This window comes from Actibacterium lipolyticum, assembly GCF_900184935.1.
Taxonomy (GTDB): domain Bacteria; phylum Pseudomonadota; class Alphaproteobacteria; order Rhodobacterales; family Rhodobacteraceae; genus Actibacterium_A; species Actibacterium_A lipolyticum.
Map to the genome: position 1 here is coordinate 439,268 of NZ_FXYE01000002.1, position 16,097 is coordinate 455,364.

Annotated in this window: 22 protein-coding genes; 6 read left to right on the plus strand and 16 right to left on the minus strand. The window is 57.8% G+C overall.

Annotation, left to right across the window (positions count from 1 at the left end; all coding sequences use genetic code 11):
* Positions 1-50: 50 nt before the first annotated feature.
* From accB to aat, 3 genes are read left to right on the plus strand one after another with little or no spacing between them, the layout of a single operon-like run.
* Positions 51-542 (plus strand): acetyl-CoA carboxylase biotin carboxyl carrier protein, encoded by a 492-nt coding sequence (gene accB / locus COL8621_RS10810; RefSeq protein ID WP_093967380.1) that lies wholly within the window; start codon positions 51-53, stop codon positions 540-542.
* A 10-nt stretch (positions 543-552) separates the two neighbouring features.
* Positions 553-1,902, plus strand: coding sequence for an acetyl-CoA carboxylase biotin carboxylase subunit (gene accC, locus COL8621_RS10815; RefSeq protein ID WP_093967381.1), 1,350 nt, complete (start codon positions 553-555; stop codon positions 1,900-1,902).
* Between the two features lie 4 nt (positions 1,903-1,906).
* A complete protein-coding gene (aat, locus tag COL8621_RS10820) occupies positions 1,907-2,548 on the plus strand; it encodes a leucyl/phenylalanyl-tRNA--protein transferase (RefSeq protein ID WP_093967382.1) in 642 nt (213 codons plus the stop codon).
* Here the strand turns inward: aat and COL8621_RS10825 are convergent.
* From COL8621_RS10825 to COL8621_RS10850, 6 genes are all read right to left on the minus strand, one after another.
* A complete protein-coding gene (locus COL8621_RS10825) occupies positions 2,512-2,868 on the minus strand; it encodes a DUF2155 domain-containing protein (RefSeq protein ID WP_093967383.1) in 357 nt (118 codons plus the stop codon). The two genes, aat and COL8621_RS10825, sit on opposite strands and share 37 nt — an antisense overlap.
* Positions 2,865-3,326: an outer membrane lipid asymmetry maintenance protein MlaD gene (mlaD, locus tag COL8621_RS10830; RefSeq protein WP_093967384.1), complete on the minus strand. Its 462-nt coding sequence runs from the start codon at positions 3,324-3,326 to the stop codon at positions 2,865-2,867. Before mlaD ends, COL8621_RS10825 begins: the two co-directional genes overlap by 4 nt.
* Positions 3,327-3,333: 7 nt before the next feature.
* Positions 3,334-3,717 (minus strand): NADH:ubiquinone oxidoreductase subunit NDUFA12, encoded by a 384-nt coding sequence (locus tag COL8621_RS10835; protein ID WP_093967385.1) that lies wholly within the window; start codon positions 3,715-3,717, stop codon positions 3,334-3,336.
* Positions 3,718-3,786: 69 nt separating this feature from the next.
* Positions 3,787-4,173, minus strand: coding sequence for a RidA family protein (locus COL8621_RS10840; protein WP_093967386.1), 387 nt, complete (start codon positions 4,171-4,173; stop codon positions 3,787-3,789).
* 162 nt (positions 4,174-4,335) lie between these two features.
* Complete coding sequence (clpX, locus tag COL8621_RS10845; RefSeq protein WP_093968523.1) at positions 4,336-5,601, minus strand: ATP-dependent Clp protease ATP-binding subunit ClpX; 1,266 nt, start codon at positions 5,599-5,601, stop codon at positions 4,336-4,338.
* A gap of 137 nt (positions 5,602-5,738) precedes the next feature.
* Positions 5,739-6,371: an ATP-dependent Clp protease proteolytic subunit gene (locus COL8621_RS10850; RefSeq protein WP_093968524.1), complete on the minus strand. Its 633-nt coding sequence runs from the start codon at positions 6,369-6,371 to the stop codon at positions 5,739-5,741.
* Between the two features lie 236 nt (positions 6,372-6,607).
* Here COL8621_RS10850 and COL8621_RS10855 point away from each other — a divergent pair, with 236 nt between their 5' ends.
* From COL8621_RS10855 to COL8621_RS10865, 3 genes are read left to right on the plus strand one after another with little or no spacing between them, the layout of a single operon-like run.
* Positions 6,608-7,813: an ABC transporter substrate-binding protein gene (locus COL8621_RS10855; protein ID WP_093967387.1), complete on the plus strand. Its 1,206-nt coding sequence runs from the start codon at positions 6,608-6,610 to the stop codon at positions 7,811-7,813.
* Positions 7,814-7,816: 3 nt separating this feature from the next.
* Entirely contained in the window at positions 7,817-9,493 is a 1,677-nt protein-coding gene (locus COL8621_RS10860) for an ABC transporter permease (RefSeq protein ID WP_093967388.1), read from the plus strand.
* The gene (locus tag COL8621_RS10865; protein ID WP_093967389.1) at positions 9,493-10,137 is read left to right on the plus strand and encodes an ATP-binding cassette domain-containing protein; all 645 of its coding nucleotides are present in this window, start codon (positions 9,493-9,495) and stop codon (positions 10,135-10,137) included. Before COL8621_RS10860 ends, COL8621_RS10865 begins: the two co-directional genes overlap by 1 nt.
* Positions 10,138-10,140: 3 nt before the next feature.
* Here COL8621_RS10865 and modC read toward each other — a convergent pair whose 3' ends face one another.
* From modC to COL8621_RS10915, 10 genes are all read right to left on the minus strand, one after another.
* Complete coding sequence (gene modC, locus COL8621_RS10870) at positions 10,141-11,229, minus strand: molybdenum ABC transporter ATP-binding protein (protein WP_093967390.1); 1,089 nt, start codon at positions 11,227-11,229, stop codon at positions 10,141-10,143.
* A 3-nt stretch (positions 11,230-11,232) separates the two neighbouring features.
* A complete protein-coding gene (gene modB, locus COL8621_RS10875) occupies positions 11,233-11,910 on the minus strand; it encodes a molybdate ABC transporter permease subunit (protein ID WP_207652086.1) in 678 nt (225 codons plus the stop codon).
* Positions 11,911-11,915: 5 nt separating this feature from the next.
* Positions 11,916-12,677 (minus strand): molybdate ABC transporter substrate-binding protein, encoded by a 762-nt coding sequence (gene modA / locus COL8621_RS10880; RefSeq protein ID WP_093967391.1) that lies wholly within the window; start codon positions 12,675-12,677, stop codon positions 11,916-11,918.
* Positions 12,667-13,110 (minus strand): ion channel, encoded by a 444-nt coding sequence (locus COL8621_RS10885; protein ID WP_093967392.1) that lies wholly within the window; start codon positions 13,108-13,110, stop codon positions 12,667-12,669. The genes modA and COL8621_RS10885 overlap by 11 nt, the downstream gene beginning before the upstream one ends.
* 180 nt (positions 13,111-13,290) lie before the next feature.
* The gene (locus tag COL8621_RS10890; protein ID WP_093967393.1) at positions 13,291-13,557 is read right to left on the minus strand and encodes a RebB family R body protein; all 267 of its coding nucleotides are present in this window, start codon (positions 13,555-13,557) and stop codon (positions 13,291-13,293) included.
* Positions 13,558-13,641: 84 nt separating this feature from the next.
* Positions 13,642-13,932 (minus strand): RebB family R body protein, encoded by a 291-nt coding sequence (locus COL8621_RS10895; RefSeq protein WP_093967394.1) that lies wholly within the window; start codon positions 13,930-13,932, stop codon positions 13,642-13,644.
* 16 nt (positions 13,933-13,948) lie between these two features.
* Entirely contained in the window at positions 13,949-14,425 is a 477-nt protein-coding gene (locus COL8621_RS10900) for a hypothetical protein (RefSeq protein ID WP_093967395.1), read from the minus strand.
* A gap of 23 nt (positions 14,426-14,448) precedes the next feature.
* Complete coding sequence (locus COL8621_RS10905; protein ID WP_141137879.1) at positions 14,449-15,228, minus strand: hypothetical protein; 780 nt, start codon at positions 15,226-15,228, stop codon at positions 14,449-14,451.
* A gap of 125 nt (positions 15,229-15,353) precedes the next feature.
* Positions 15,354-15,773, minus strand: a complete 420-nt coding sequence (locus COL8621_RS10910; protein ID WP_141137880.1) for a hypothetical protein — start codon at positions 15,771-15,773, stop codon at positions 15,354-15,356.
* A 47-nt stretch (positions 15,774-15,820) separates the two neighbouring features.
* On the minus strand, positions 15,821-16,042 hold the full coding sequence (locus COL8621_RS10915; protein WP_093967398.1) for a RebB family R body protein: 222 nt from the start codon (positions 16,040-16,042) through the stop codon (positions 15,821-15,823).
* Positions 16,043-16,097 lie beyond the last annotated feature (55 nt).

Below are 16,097 nucleotides of genomic sequence, written 5' to 3' on the forward strand. Positions count from 1 at the left end.
GGCGCAGACCTGCGTTTCAGCAGGCGCGGGGACCACCGATCGAGGACGGTATGACAAAACATTCTCATGACGCAGATGTAGCCTTCATTCAGGCATTGGCCGAATTATTACGTGAAAACGATTTAACCGAGCTTCAGGTGAAGCGGGAATACGACGAGGCCGATAGCCTTGACGTTCGCGTTTCGCGTGCATCGCAGGTTGTAGCCCCCGTGGCGGCCCCTGCCCCCGTCGCAGTTGCAGCTGCAGCACCAGCTGCTGCCGCACCGGCCGCAGCCGAAGCACCCGTCAGCCAAGACCCGGCGCAATTGCCCGGCGCTGTGACTTCGCCCATGGTTGGCACGGCATATCTTCAGCCAGAGCCTGGTTCTAAGTCATTCGTTTCGGTGGGCGACACCGTCAGCGAAGGACAGACAGTTCTGATCATCGAAGCGATGAAAACCATGAACCAGATCCCGGCCCCGCATTCGGGCACGGTTAAGCGCATCCTCGTAGAAGATGGCGCGCCGGTGGAATTTGGCGCACCTTTGATGATCATCGAATAAGGCCCAGCCAATGTTCGAAAAAATCCTGATTGCCAACCGCGGAGAGATCGCCCTGCGCGTCATCCGTGCGTGCCGTGAAATGGGCATCCGCTCTGTCGCGGTTCACTCAACCGCCGATTCCGACGCGATGCATGTTCGCATGGCCGACGAGGCCGTCTGCATCGGCCCCCCTCCCGGCACAAACAGCTACCTTTCGATCCCTGCGATCGTTTCGGCCTGTGAAATCACCGGGGCCGACGCAATTCACCCCGGCTATGGCTTCTTGTCGGAAAACGCGAACTTCGTGCAGATCGTAGAAGACCACGACATCGCGTTTATCGGCCCTACAGCGGAACACATCCGCATGATGGGCGACAAGATCACCGCCAAAGAAACGATGCGCCAGCTTGGTGTACCTTGCGTACCCGGCTCGGACGGTGGTGTACCTGATCTGGAAACCGCCCGTGTGGTTTCCGAAGAGATTGGTTACCCCGTCATCATAAAAGCCACCGCAGGTGGCGGCGGGCGCGGCATGAAGCTGGCCCAAACCGCCGATGATCTGGAAACCGCGTTCCAAACCGCGCGCTCCGAATCCAAAAGCGCGTTCGGCAACGACGAAGTTTACATCGAAAAATACCTTGGCACGCCACGCCACATCGAAATTCAGGTGTTCGGCGATGGTAAAGGTAACGCAGTGCATCTGGGCGAACGCGATTGTTCGCTTCAGCGCCGCCACCAAAAAGTGTTCGAAGAGGCCCCCGGCCCCATCATCACCGAAGAAATGCGTGCGAAAATCGGCAAAGTCTGCGCCGATGCTGTTGCTCGCATTAACTATATCGGTGCTGGCACGATCGAGTTCCTTTACGAAAACGGCGAGTTCTATTTCATCGAAATGAACACCCGTCTTCAAGTGGAACACCCCGTGACCGAGGCAATCTTTGGCGTCGATCTGGTGCGTGAACAGATCCGTGTGGCCGAAGGGCTGCCCATGTCGTTCACCCAAGAAGATCTTTCGCTGAACGGCCACGCGATTGAAGTACGGATTAACGCTGAAAAGCTTCCGAACTTTTCGCCCTGCCCCGGCAAGATCACCGCATTCCACGCCCCCGGTGGGCTGGGCGTACGGATGGATTCCGCGCTTTACGACGGCTATTCGATCCCGCCCTATTACGACAGCTTGATCGGCAAACTGATCGTGCATGGTCGTGACCGGAAAGAGGCGTTGGCCCGTCTGGCGCGCGCCTTGGGAGAGCTGATCGTGGATGGCGTCGATACGACTGTCCCGCTGTTCCACGCGCTGCTGGAAGAGCCTGACATCCAGTCCGGCGATTACGATATCCACTGGCTGGAGCGCTGGTTGGAAACCAATCTGGCCAAGTGACCCCATGACAGCCCCAGCGCTGACGCCGGATCTGTTACTTCAAGCTTATGCTTCGGGCATTTTCCCGATGTCCGAAGCACGAGACGACCCCGAAATATTCTGGGTCGACCCACGCCAACGCGGCATCCTACCGCTTGATGGCTTCCACATCTCTCGCTCTTTGCGCCGCCGTATCCTGAAAGAACAGTTTCAGATACGCGTAAACACGGATTTTGCAGGGGTGGTCAGGCATTGTGCCGACCGCGAGGAAACCTGGATCAACGATACGATCTTCGACCTTTACGAACAGCTTCACCAACGCGGCTTTGCGCATTCCATCGAAGTCTGGGATGGGGAGGAGTTGGTCGGCGGGTCTTACGGCGTTGCCCTTGGCGGGGCATTCTTCGGCGAAAGCATGTTTTCACGCCGCACAGACGCTTCCAAAATCGCGCTGGCCTATCTGGTGGACCGTCTACGCCAAGCAGGGTTCACCCTGCTGGACACGCAATTTATCACCGACCATCTGGCATCACTTGGTGGCATCGAAATCAGCCGTGCCGATTACCATGTACGATTGTCTAACGCATTGAATGTAGTTGCTGATTTTGACGCGCCGGCAACGCCAACCGCTCAGGAATTAATACAGCGCATGACCCAGACATCGTAACGCGGGTGATCCAGCGCATTCAGCGCCGGGCTGGATGCGATCATCCATCCCTCAAACGTTGCGGTATCCTCGTCCAACTCACGCACAGTGACGTAAGCAAACGCATCGCTGGATGGGTTATCAGCCGGATAGCGGCATTCCCTGAGCGAGATTTCAAGCCGGCCAAATTCAGTGGTCTGGCCGTTTGTCATCTCAATATCGGATACAGCGCCTGACACTTTGTCCAGAACGCGGACGATGCCGCCGCTGGCAGTTTCAGCCGCCTCTTGCGCGGCTGCTGGCAGTGCTAGAAGACACGAAAGTGCAAGCGCCAGCCTCATTCCTCGGCCTCACCGCTTGATGCTGCGACGAATTTCATCAGCAACGAAATAAGCCCAACCGCACCTTGCGTGTCCTCAATCTCGCCGCCCGGCTCCAGATTGAAGGGCGAACCGCCCGGCACGATTTCGATGAAGTTTCCGCCAAGCAAACCTTCGGAAGATACAAGAATCGCGCTGTCATCAGGCAATTCCAAGTTATCTTTCACAGTGAACCGTGCGTCGGCCCGGAACGTCGTCGGGTTCAGATCAAGCGACGTGATCGTCCCAACCTTGACCCCGGCCATCTTCACGTCAGTCCCAACCGCAATGCCCTGAACCGACCGGAAAGAAGCCGTCAATTCATAGCTTCCCGCGGTCGTGCCACTGATGCCCGTCGCGTTGACAAGATACGCAAAAAACCCCGCAGCAGCCGCAAGAACGACTCCACCGACCAACAGTTCTGCTTTGTTTTCTGACATCTGCGCCTTATTCCGGCTGCCAAGCCTCGTAATCGCTGCGTGCAGCGGGCTCTACGCGGCGGATCGAACCGGCGGGCGCATAGGCCAGCGGCGTCCCCGTGCGGTTTTCCTGATGGGGTTTTTCCCACGCTTTGTGCGTCAGCGGTTCTTTTGTAGGGGGCGCATCAAAGGTGTGATGCAGCCAGCCGTGCCAATCTGGGCTGATCCGGCTTGCCTCTACCTCACCGTTATAGATGACCCAGCGCCGCTTTGCGTCGCGCGTTTCGTAAAACACGTTACCCTGCTCGTCTTCACCGACCTTAACGCCTTTTCGCCACGTAAAAATTTGCGTGCCAAGCGTCTGGCCATTCCACCAGGTTACAAGACGAAGAAAGCTGTTCACGATGCCCATGGAACCCTCCGGCAATTCTTCCCCATGATATGGACCATCGGCGCCATAACGTCTAGGGGCAAGCGTGCCTCACCCCTGCGGTTGGCGCGCTGTTACTTCGATTTCGATCTTCATTTCAGGTTCCATAAGCGGACAACTGATCATTGTTGCCGCCGGCCGAACCTCACCAAAGAAATCCTGCAGAACCGGCCAGCACGCTTCAAAGTCTTTGGCATCGGGCAAAATATACCGGACGCGCACGACGTCGGCCATCGCACAGCCCGCTTCGGCAATCGCCTTTTCGATGGTTTCAAGCGCATTTCGGCACTGCTCTGACACGGTCTCGGGCATTTTCATGCTGGAATAGTCATAACCCGTCGTTCCGGAAACGAAGACCCAGCCATCTTGAACCACTGCACGGGAATAGCCGATCTTTGCTTCAAACGGCGATCCGGACGAGATGAGTTTACGAGTCATATGATATCCCTCAACTTTTTGCTTGATGACGCCTTTGGCCGAATTCCAAAGAAAGGTCCAGTTTCTATTTTCACCAAGCCGACTTAGCGCAACAAAAGCGAACCTGTTGAAACAAAAAAGGCGGGCACATGGCCCGCCTTTCGAAACGCTATAGAAGGTAGGTTAGCTTGCGCTAGCGCCCTCTTTCTTTTGATCGGCATAGATCATCAACGGAGCCGCGTCAGAATTTACGGCTTCCTCATTCACAACAACCTCTTCAACCTCGGCCATGCCTGGCAGGTCGAACATGGTATCCAGCAAGATATCTTCCATGATCGACCGAAGGCCACGCGCGCCAGTCTTACGTTCGATTGCGCGCTTAGCGATGGCTTTCAGCGAATCGTCGGTAAAGGTCAGCTGGGTTTCTTCCAGTTCGAACAGGCGCTGGTACTGCTTGACCAAAGCGTTCTTCGGCTTCGTCAGAATGGTAACCAGTGCGTCTTCGTCCAGATCCTGCAGGGTTGCGATAACTGGCAAACGACCGACAAATTCTGGAATAAGACCGAACTTAAGCAGATCTTCGGGCTCCAGTTCGTTGAACATCTCGCCGACACCGCGTGTGTCGTTGTCTTTAACATCGGCACCGAAACCGATGCCCGATCCCTTACCGCGCTGAGCGATAATCTTTTCAAGGCCAGCGAACGCGCCGCCGCAGATGAACAGGATATTGGTCGTATCGACCTGCAAGAATTCCTGCTGCGGGTGCTTGCGCCCCCCTTGTGGCGGAACCGATGCAACGGTGCCTTCCATGATCTTCAACAGGGCCTGCTGAACACCTTCGCCAGACACGTCGCGCGTGATGGAAGGGTTGTCAGACTTGCGGGTGATCTTATCAACTTCGTCGATGTAAACGATGCCGCGCTGCGCGCGTTCAACGTTGTATTCGGATGCCTGAAGCAGCTTCAGGATAATGTTTTCAACATCTTCGCCCACATAACCGGCTTCGGTCAGGGTGGTCGCATCGGCCATCGTGAACGGTACATCAAGGATACGGGCCAGCGTTTGCGCCAGAAGCGTTTTACCGCAGCCGGTTGGGCCGATCAGCATGATGTTGGATTTCGCCAGTTCGATGTCGCCCGATTTGGACGCATGGTTCAGACGCTTATAGTGGTTGTGAACCGCGACAGACAGAACCCGCTTGGCGTGCGCCTGACCGATAACGTAATCGTCCAGAACTTCGCAAATCTCTTTCGGTGTTGGGACACCTTCAGAAGATTTAAGCCCGGCCGACTTTGTCTCTTCACGGATGATATCCATGCAAAGCTCGACACATTCATCGCAAATGAAGACTGTCGGGCCGGCGATGAGCTTGCGCACCTCATGTTGGCTTTTGCCGCAGAACGAGCAGTAAAGCGTATTTTTGGAGTCGCTGCCGGAGTTATTCGCCATGTTCATCCTCTGAAGCTCGTTGTACCGCATTTTGCCTGCGGTCGCGTCAGGCTGATCTGATATTCCCACCAACCTATGGCAGGTATTTTCCGGGTACAACGCCAAAATCTGGCGCTGCACCCGATCTTCACCGGTGCTTAGCTTGCAGCACCTTCAATTTTCTCACGGTTTTCGACGATTTCGTCGATCAGGCCCCATTCTTTCGCATCTTCGGGCGACATGAAATTGTCCCGTTCCAGCGCATCAACGACCGCTTTCATCTTCTGACCGGTGTGGCGAACATAGATTTCGTTCAACCGGTCTTTCAGCTTCTGCGTTTCCTGTGCGTGAATCATGATGTCGGTCGCCTGACCCTGATACCCACCCGATGGTTGGTGAACCATGACGCGGCTGTTAGGCAGCGAAAAGCGCATGCCTTTTTCACCAGCAGCCAGCAACAGCGAACCCATCGACGCCGCCTGCCCCACAACCAGTGTGGAAACCTTTGGTTTGATGTACTGCATCGTGTCGTAGATCGACAAACCGGATGTCACAACGCCGCCGGGGCTGTTGATATACATCGAAATCTCTTTGGTCGGGTTCTCAGCCTCTAGGTGCAAAAGCTGTGCCACGATCAGCGACGACATGCCGTCATGGATCGGGCCGGTGATAAAGATGATACGTTCTTTCAGCAGACGCGAAAAAATATCATATGCCCGTTCGCCGCGCGAAGTCTGCTCGACCACCATCGGAACAAGCGTGTTCATGTAAGTCTCTAAAGGATCGTTCATTTCGCTCTGCCTGTTGCTTTGGGCCATCTGTAGCCCGAGAAACCTTACAGAGTCTTAGGCGCGCGTCCCGGTGGCTGCAAGTGCCTGCCACACCAGATTGCAGCGCTTGCGCAACACCTGATGCGCCAACTGCGTTGATTTGTTACGAAATCCGGCAAAACGCACACGTTTTTTTGTGTGGCGCAGCTTACTTTTTTGCGGTCTTACGTGTCTCAGAAAAATGGGAGAAGTCATTTATGAAGCGTCTGTTAACAGCCCTTGCCGTGTCGGCCCTTGCCGCCCCCGCCTTCGCGGACCCCAACCCCGATGATTGGAATTCCGTCCTGACCGAAGCAGACGGACAGACTGTTTACTGGAACGCGTGGGGTGGTTCGACCGCCACCAATGACTTCATCCGCTGGGCTGGCGATCAGATTTCCGAACGGTATGGCGTTACGCTGGAACATGTAAAGCTTTCCGACACCGCAGATGCCGTAAGCCGTGTTCTGGCCGAAAAGACTGCTGGCAAAGACGAAGGCGGCGCTGTTGACCTTATCTGGATCAACGGCGCGAATTTCGCAGCCATGAAAGACGCCGGTCTGCTTTATGGCCCGTGGGCGCAGTCCCTTCCCAACTGGGATTTGGTGGATGTCGAGGGCAAACCCGCCGTGACGTCGGATTTCACCGTGCCAACCGATGGGCTGGAAAGCCCGTGGGCCATGGCGCAGGTCGTCTTCTACTATGATACCGCCCGCCTTCCGGCCCCGCCCAAATCCATGTCTGAACTTATGGAATGGTCCGCAAACAACCCCGGTCGGTTCACCTTTCCCCAGCCGCCCGATTTCCTTGGCACGACGTTCCTGAAACAGGCGCTTTACGGGCTGGTGACGGACCCCGCCGTTCTACAAGGCCCCGCCGATGCGGCCGATTATAACGCGACCACCGAACCGCTGTGGGCCTATCTTGCCGATCTGACACCGCAGCTGTGGCGTTCGGGCCGGGCGTATCCCCAAACCGGGCCGCGCCAGATTCAGTTGATGGCCGACGGTGAAATCGACCTTGCGATTTCCTTTAGCCCCGGCGAGGCATCCACCGCGATTGCAAACGGCGAACTGCCCGACACCGTCCGCACCTTCGTTATGGACGGCGGCACAATCGGCAACGCCAGCTTCGTGGCGATCCCTTACAACGCGTCAGCCAAGGCCGGTGCCATGGTTCTGGCCGACTTCCTGTTGTCGCCACAGGCACAGGCCCGCGCGCAAGACCCCAATGTTTTGGGTTATGGCACCGTACTGGCCATGGACAAACTGCTCCCCGAGGATCGCGTCCGCTTCGACGCGCTAGAGCTGGGCATCGCGACCCTTTCCCCGGCCGAACTGGGCAACGCCTTGCCCGAACCTCATCCTAGCTGGATGACCCGGATCGAGGAAGACTGGACCGCCCGTTTCGGCGTGGCCCAGTAACCCATGCGCCTTGCCCCGGCGCTGACGCTTTTGTTGTTGATTGGTCCCGTTCTTGCGGGGCTAATCGGCACGATTGCGCCCGCGCTGGGGTATTTCCCTGCCATCGGCGGCACCACCCTGTCGCTGGACGCACTGCGCGCGCTCTTTGATTGGCCCGGCGTTTTCGCGGCCGCCCGGTTAAGTGTCAGCACCGGGGTCGTGGCAACCCTGCTATCGCTACTGATCACCGCGCTGATCCTGGCGGGATGGTCCGGCACCCGCGCCTTTCGTTGGATCGAAAGGGCGCTGTCCCCGCTTTTGTCAGTGCCCCACGCTGCCGCGGCCTTTGGCATCGCCTTTCTGATCGCCCCCTCGGGTTGGATCGCGCGCGCGTTCTCCCCATGGCTAACAGGATGGACCCGCCCGCCCGACCTGCTGATCCTTCAAGACCCGTGGGGCATCGCCATGACGCTTGCCCTGATCACAAAAGAAGTACCTTTCCTTTTGCTGATGTCCATCGCGGCCCTACCACAAGCACAACCGCGCCGCAGTCTGACCATCGCGCAATCCTTGGGCTATTCGCGGGTCACTGGTTGGCTAAAGGCAGTATTTCCACGCATCTATGCGCAAATCCGTCTGCCGGTTTATGCCGTTCTGGCCTATTCCATGTCGGTGGTTGATGTCGCCATAATCCTTGGCCCGAACACACCGCCCACACTGGCCGTCCAAATCGTGCGCTGGATGGGCGACCCTGACCTAACGATGCGCTATATCGCGGGTGCAGGCGCAATGCTGCAACTGTGCCTTGTCATCGCGACCCTGCTGATGTGGCGCGGCGCAGAAAGCGTCGTCGCCAAGCTTGGCTGTCATTGGGCAGAACGTGGCGGCCGGGGCAAGTGGGACGCAATTCTAAAGTGGTTTGCCCTGCTGTTGGCTGTCACAACCGTCGCCGCCGTTCTGCTGGGGCTGGCCGGGCTAGCCGTTTGGTCCGTCGCTGGCTTTTGGAGCTTTCCGAACACCCTCCCAGACACCCTGTCTTTGCGCACATGGATGCGCCATGGGGCCAGCCTTTGGGACCCGACTTTTGAAACCCTTCTTATCGCCGGGGCCTCAACACTAATCGCGCTTGCCCTGACGCTAGCCTGCCTAGAGGCGGAATTTCGCTTCGGGTTCAAAAAGGGGCGCGGCGGGATGTGGTTGCTGTACCTACCGTTGTTGATCCCACAAATCGCCTTCCTTCCGGGGCTGCAAACGCTGGCGCTGATGGCCGGGGCCGATATGGGGCGCGGCGTCGTGATCTTTGGGCATGTGGTCTTTGTGCTGCCCTATGTCATGCTGTCGTTAAGCGACCCTTACGAAAGCTGGGACAGGCGCCATGCCACCGTCGCCGCCGCCCTTGGCGCGCGCGCCAACCGCATCTTCTGGACCGTACGAATGCCGATGCTGCTGGCCCCCGTTCTTACCGCTGCCGCCGTTGGTTTTGCGGTGTCGGTCGGGCAATACCTTCCCACGCTGCTGATTGGCGCAGGCCGGGTGCAAACCCTAACAACAGAGGCTGTCGCGCTTGCGTCAGGCGGTGACAGGCGCATCATCGGGGTTTACGCCTTGGCACAAACCGGGGTGGTGTTTCTGAGCTTTGCCGCCGCCATCGCCCTGCCGCGCATTGTGTGGCTAAATCGCCGCGCGCTGAGAGAGGCATAATGACAACCGGACTACACCTTCAAAATCTGTGCGTTCTTCAAGGCGGTGCCCCGCTGGTTGCCCTAGACGCCCACATCGCCCCGGGCGAGGTTCTGACCGTGATGGGCCCCTCCGGCGTTGGCAAATCGACGTTGCTGGCGGCCATTACCGGCACCCTGCCCCATGGCTTCACCATCGAAGGGCGCATCGTGTTGAACGGTATTGATGTCACCGACCTGCGCCCCGAACAGCGCCACATCGGCATCCTGTTCCAAGAAGAGCTGTTGTTCCCCCACCTGTCCGTCGGCGGCAACCTCGCCTTCGGGCTTCCGCCCACACCTCGGGGCCGCACGGCGCGGCGTGCGAAAGTGGATGCCGCACTGAAAGAGGTCGACCTGCCCGGTTTCGCACAGCGCGACCCCGCCACCCTGTCCGGCGGCCAAAAGGCCCGCGTGGCATTGATGCGCATGTTGCTAAGCGACCCCAAGGCGCTGTTGCTGGACGAAGCGTTTTCCCGCCTTGATACTGCCCTGCGCGCCCAAGTGCGTCAGTTGGTGTTTGACCGGGCAAAGGCCCGCGCCTTGCCTGTGCTGATGGTCACCCATGACGCGGAAGACGCGAAAGCAGCCGGTGGCAATATCGTGGAAATTACCGCCCAGGGCTAAGTGTCAAAGCACGCGGCGATCAAAAGAGATGGCTTTCAGAACAGCGAACACCGGCTGCCCCACCGCCAAGCCAAGCTGTGAAACCGCCGCGCGGGTCACGCGAGCACGCAGACATTGCGAACCAACGGCCACGAAAACTTCGGCAAATGCGGTTTCGGTTTCTTCGATGATCTCTGTCACCTGCCCAGAAAGGATGTTCTGCGCACTTAGGCCGATGGGCGGGCTGGTCGCCAGCAAAACATCGCGCGCCCGAACACGAAGCTGAACCACATCGCCAACCGCGACCTTTGCGGCGGGCATCGACAGGGTTTGACCTTCAAGTTCCAACCGCGTCAGTCGAAACGCCTCATCCGCACCGCTAACACGCGCGTTTAGGATAACGCCCGCCTCAAACCGGCTTCCGCCCGCGTCCAGATCCAACCGAGCGAACGTTTCGGCCAGCGGGCCAGCCGCCGTAACGCGCCCATCGCCGATAACGATCATATCGCCCGCGATCCGTGTCACCTCATCAATGGCATGGGTCACATAGAGAACTGGCAAACCAAACGCGTCTGGCAGACGAGCGATATAGGGCAAAATCTGTGCCTTGCGCCGCATATCAAGGCCCGACAGCGGTTCATCCATCAACAGCAGTCGTGGCCGTGCCAACAACGCGCGACCCATCGCGACCCGCTGCCGTTCCCCCCCCGACAACGAAGCCGGACGGCGCGCAAGCAACGGCCCCAGATCCAGCGCGTGAACAACCGCATCGCGCGAAATTGGCGAAGCACCGTTCGAGCGCTTGTCGGCAAAGTTCAAGTTCCCGGCCACCGTCAGATGGCCAAACAGCCGTGCATCCTGAAACACCATACCGACGCCGCGTTTATGGGGCGGCACAAAGACCCGGTCATCGCTGTCTTGCCAGACATCACCATCAAAGGCGATGCGCCCGCTGCCGTCAGCTTCCAGCCCCGCAATCGCGCGCAGAACCGTGCTTTTGCCCGCGCCCGACGGCCCGAACAGCGCGGTAATTCCCGTCAGATCGGCATCATGCACGATGTTCATGGCGAAATCGCCGCGTGCCAGTTGCAGGTTCAGGGAAAGCTTGTTCATCCCCTACCCCACATGCACAGGGAAACGACGGTTCATGCTGTAAACGAACAGCAGGATGAGGAAGGAAAACACCAGCAGCCCAGCCGACAGGACATGCGCCTCGCTGTAATTGATCGTCTCAACATGTTCGTAAATCGCGATCGAGATCACTTTGGTCTTGCCGGGAATGTTCCCGCCCACCATCAGAACGACGCCAAATTCGCCAATCGTATGGGCAAAGCTAAGAACCGTCGCCGTCAGGTACCCGCGCGCGGACATTGGCAACACCACCGAAAAGAACGCATCCCACGGGCCCGCACGCAGGCTGGCGGCTGCTTCCAATGGGGCGCGGCCCAGCGCCTCAAACGCGGACTGAAGCGGTTGCACCATGAACGGCAGCGAATACAGACACGACGCCACGACCAACCCCGTGAATGAGAATGTCAGGGTATCCCCCGTCACGTCGCGCCACGCCGCCCCAAGCGGCGCAGACGGGCTGAGGAAGATCAGCAGGTAAAAGCCCAACACCGTTGGCGGCAGCACCAGCGGCAACGCCGTGATCGCCTCTATGATCGGTTTCATCCGGCCCCGACTTTGCGCCAGCCACCATGCCAATGGCGTGCCGATCAACAGCAACACACCGGTCGTGACCGCTGCCAGCCGAAGGGTAAGCCACAGGGGGGCAAGGTCTGGCAACTCCACCTGCGCTACTCCACCAAATAACCGAAACGAGAGATTACGCTTCGCGCCGCATCCCCCTGCAAATATTCAAGAAAGGCAAGGCCACCCTCGCTTTGCGCGTTCAGTAACACGGCGTCTTGGCGGATCGGGTCGTAAAGTTCGGCAGGAACATCCCAGCGACTGCCCGCCGTCGCGTTGCGCGGGCTAAGCACGGCTGAAAGGGCGACGAAGCCCATATCGGCATTGCCCGTCGCCACCATTGAAAACGTCTGTCCGATGTTTTGCCCCATCACCAGCTTTCCCTGCACCACATCCGTTAGGCCAAGTGTGGCCACGGCCTGTTCTGCCGCAGCACCATATGGCGCAAGTGCGGGGTTGGCCATTGCGACGAACCGCGTATCCGGGTCGGTGATCGCTGCCGTGCCATCGCCGTTTATCCGCCCCTCTTTCGGGCTCCACAGGGTCAACTGGCCGATGGCATAGGTGAAACGCGTTCCCGCCACAGCGTCCCCTTCAGCGATTAAGCGGGCGGGACGGTCCTGATCGGCCGCAAGCATCGCGTCAAACGGAGCGCCTGCTTTCACCTGCGCGTAAAGCTTACCGGTGGAGCCAGCCGACACCAACAGGTCATAGGGGTACGCGGCTTCGAACATTGGTTCGATTTCCGCGACCACCTCGGCGAAATTTGCAGCCACCGCGACAATTACTGTTTCTTGGGACCAAGCTGGGCGCACAGCACAAAGCAGCGCGGTGCCAGCGAACCACAGGCGCCAGCGGCTAAACCTCATCTGATCGCCCCTCTACCTGTTCTGAACGGACCCGGCGCAGGATTTCGACCAGCATCGCAGTGAAAAGCCCCATGTTTAACAACCCATTCGCGGCCGCCATCCCACCAAGAATGCGCCATTCCAAGGGCAGCAGGATGTCGCCAAACCCAAGCGTCGTAAACGCCACGATTGAAAAATAAGTTGCCGGTTCCAGCGCGTCAAAAACATCCAAAACCACAAAGGCCAACGCCCAGACCCAAACCGACGCGGTCAACACGGTCAGCACCATCAGCACCGCACCAATCAACACAAGCGCCAGCTTTGGCGCGTGTGGGCGGCGCACCAACCAACGGCCCAGCATTGTCAGCAATCCTTCGGCAATCCAAAAGCCGATTGCGGCGATCACGATGGTGATAAGGATCAGGATGGTGCCGATGAAAATTTGGTGAACCATGCGCCCCCCTTATGCCGAATGTCTGACCAACATAAGACAAGAGCACGCCACGCCCCGCAAGGCGCAAATTTCCACCAGGGTAAGGGCCACATATTGGCGCGGCTACGGCGTGCCAGAACGCCGTTTTCACACGAAATGAAGGCGCACGAAATGGGCGCCTTCATCTTGATCATCGTCTGCTTAACCGGCGTTTGCTGCGATAATCTGCGCCACGGACACCGCGTCAGTGATCGTGTCGACGGAATAGATTTGCATAATCCCTTGGTTCGCTGCGGCAAGCCCGACCATATCGGCGTTACGGGATCCGGTGACCGAATTTTCCAGCAGAATACCGGTCGAATGTGCCAGCGTTTGATAAAGCGTTCCCATCGCCATGGCCGGAGCTTCGGCGACGACCTTCACGTTTGTCGAGGTGACGGCCTCAAGAATACCTGCGTTAACTGTCATAACTCTCTCCTTGGTTGGGTTGTGGTTGCTGCCTTATGGGCAGCGTCTATCAACTGACGCGACTGTCGGCCGCTCCAGCCAATTCTAGCTGAGGTTGTTGGCTGCAATCAGCGCATCGATCTGACGAAGCTGATCACTGGGCTGCCCCAAGATGCGCGTCACACACTGGGTGGCTGTCGCCAGCCCGGCCATATAAGTCTGGCTAAGCTGTGCGACCCCCGCCTCTAACGCGCGCGATTGCGACTGAGCCGAAGAAATCATCAAGCTTGCAATCGCAAAGCTGGGTGAGGTCGACACAACAAGATCCGAAGTCATCGTGGGGCTTTCCATTGCATCCGATGCTTGATCCGTGGCGGTTTTATCTGTGTTGGACACGTCTGTTTCTCCTTGGTTATGGGGATGTAAGCCGCTTGCGGGCCAGTGCGATTTTTTGCCGGCGACCAAGAGATACCTTCATTTCCTCGATCAATTTTTCCGCGAAAGCTTCGTCATCGATTTCGGCCGTTTGCTGTGTGTCGATCGAATTGGCTTCGATGAATTGCTGCAAGGCGACCAAAACGGGATTGATGGTCGCCATGACCTCTTTGACGCATCGCTTTGAAACTTGGTCGATCAACCAGTCTTGGTCGAACGCATCGATTGCGGCTGCCACCTCTTCCTCCATCGCTTCGACCTCAATTTCTTCTGCAACGGCAATCGCGGCTTCCTCAGCAGCAAGCGTTTCTTCTGAAAGCTTCGCGGTGATTTGGTCGGAGTCTTCTATCAGCCCTTCGGCGTAGCCTTTGATCGCGCTGATAACTTCAATCGTTTTGCGCCGCTGGCTTTCCAAGGTCGCTAGGATTTCATTGCTTTCCGACAGTTTTGACATGGCATCATCCTGACGCGGTTGCGCTATACGTTGTCTGCGGGGTCCGGCTGGAAATCCGGCACCCAGACATTCACCCAGTAATTCGTCACCAAACCTGCAGCGACCAAGCCGCCGCCAACGACGATCGTCGCGTGATCCTCAGATGCTTCGCCAAAGACCAAAACAACGCTTCCGATGGTGACCAGCGTCGCAACGACCACCTTTTTCGCCGTCGGTGCCCAGTCGGGCACGTCGGCACCCAAATCGGCGACGTTCGCGCTCCACAGGCCCAATGTCGACAGCACCTGATACGCCGTGAACGCGGAAATGCTTGCCGACTGAAAGTTCAGCTGAGCTTCGATTTGCTGCTGAGTGGCGACCGGAAGGTTTTCAAATTTGACTTCGGTCTTGTGGGTTCGAAATTCCGGCTCCCCGGTCGGCGAGGCCCTGAGGGTGACATTAAGCTTTACGACATCCGTGTCGGGAATGCGGATTTGCAGCAACCCCGTGGCGCTTGTCGCCGTGATTAAATCCGTCAGCATCGCATAGGGCATGTAACGCGAATTGACGTAGGTTTCGCTTTTTCCACCGCCTGCGTCGACCGTTTGAACAAGATAAACAAACACGCCCAGTTGGTTTGCGCCCCCTTCGGCACACAGCGCCTTGAACCCCTTCTTGCCAACGACTTCGACTTCGCGAAAGTTAGGGGTGAACCCCGAAATGGGCGTCTGCAGCTGAACAATTGTGCCCAAGCTGGGGTCATCTGACTGACCGCGCCCCAAGCGCAGATAGTGCTCATCGCTTGCGCGCGAATTATCCGACACGAACCTTTCTTGCAGCTGTTGGGTATAGAAAAAATCGGACCATTGGTTCAGTCCGGGACTGCCCAGGTGCACGGCCGGTTTGAACTGATTGGAATACGCGGCAGCATCTCTATTGTGTTTCGACATTAGATATCTCCGTTAAATTTGTGTGCGGTTTCAGCAATGGTCGAATGAAAGTTCGCAAGGCTGGTCATCGCGCTTTCCACAGCCTTCAAACCCACGTCCGAAGGGGGCTGTTGTGCCAAGGTGTCATCGACCGACGGGCCATGTGTTGGACTGCCCAACGGGGCGGGCGTTTCCGGCAGGCTGGCGCCGCCTGAAATGGCTTTTTCCAGCGCCTTGGCCAATGCCACCAACAAGATCTGTTCTGCGCCTTGCACGAAGCTGCGCGCATCTTCCAGTGCCATGACCAGCGTCTGTTCATAGAACGGCTTGACGAAAGACACCGTCTGCTGCGTTCCGGGGTCAAGCACCTCGGCGTTGATAAACTTGACCGACTTTTCGGTGTCCGTCTGCGCGTCTGGGCCATTGGTTGGTGCTGTCATCATTGCCTCCTACCTGTCGCAAATTCGGTTCTTCCGCGCCTTGGGGATCACTTCGAAATGATCTTGATGGCTTGCGCGACAATCGTGGGGTTCAGGGCATTCAGATTGCCTTGGTTCGCGTTCGCATTACTGATTGCAATGCCCGCCGCCTGTGCCGCGATCTGATAGAGCGTGCCCATAGCCTGAGCAGGCGACTCTCCGATGACCGTGACGTTGGTCTGGGTGACCTCATCTGTGACCTGCGGATTGACATCCGAATTGCCCGCCATCTGATCGCCCCTTGATTGTTCATCACTGTAAATGACGCAGTGCTTGGCCGATTGT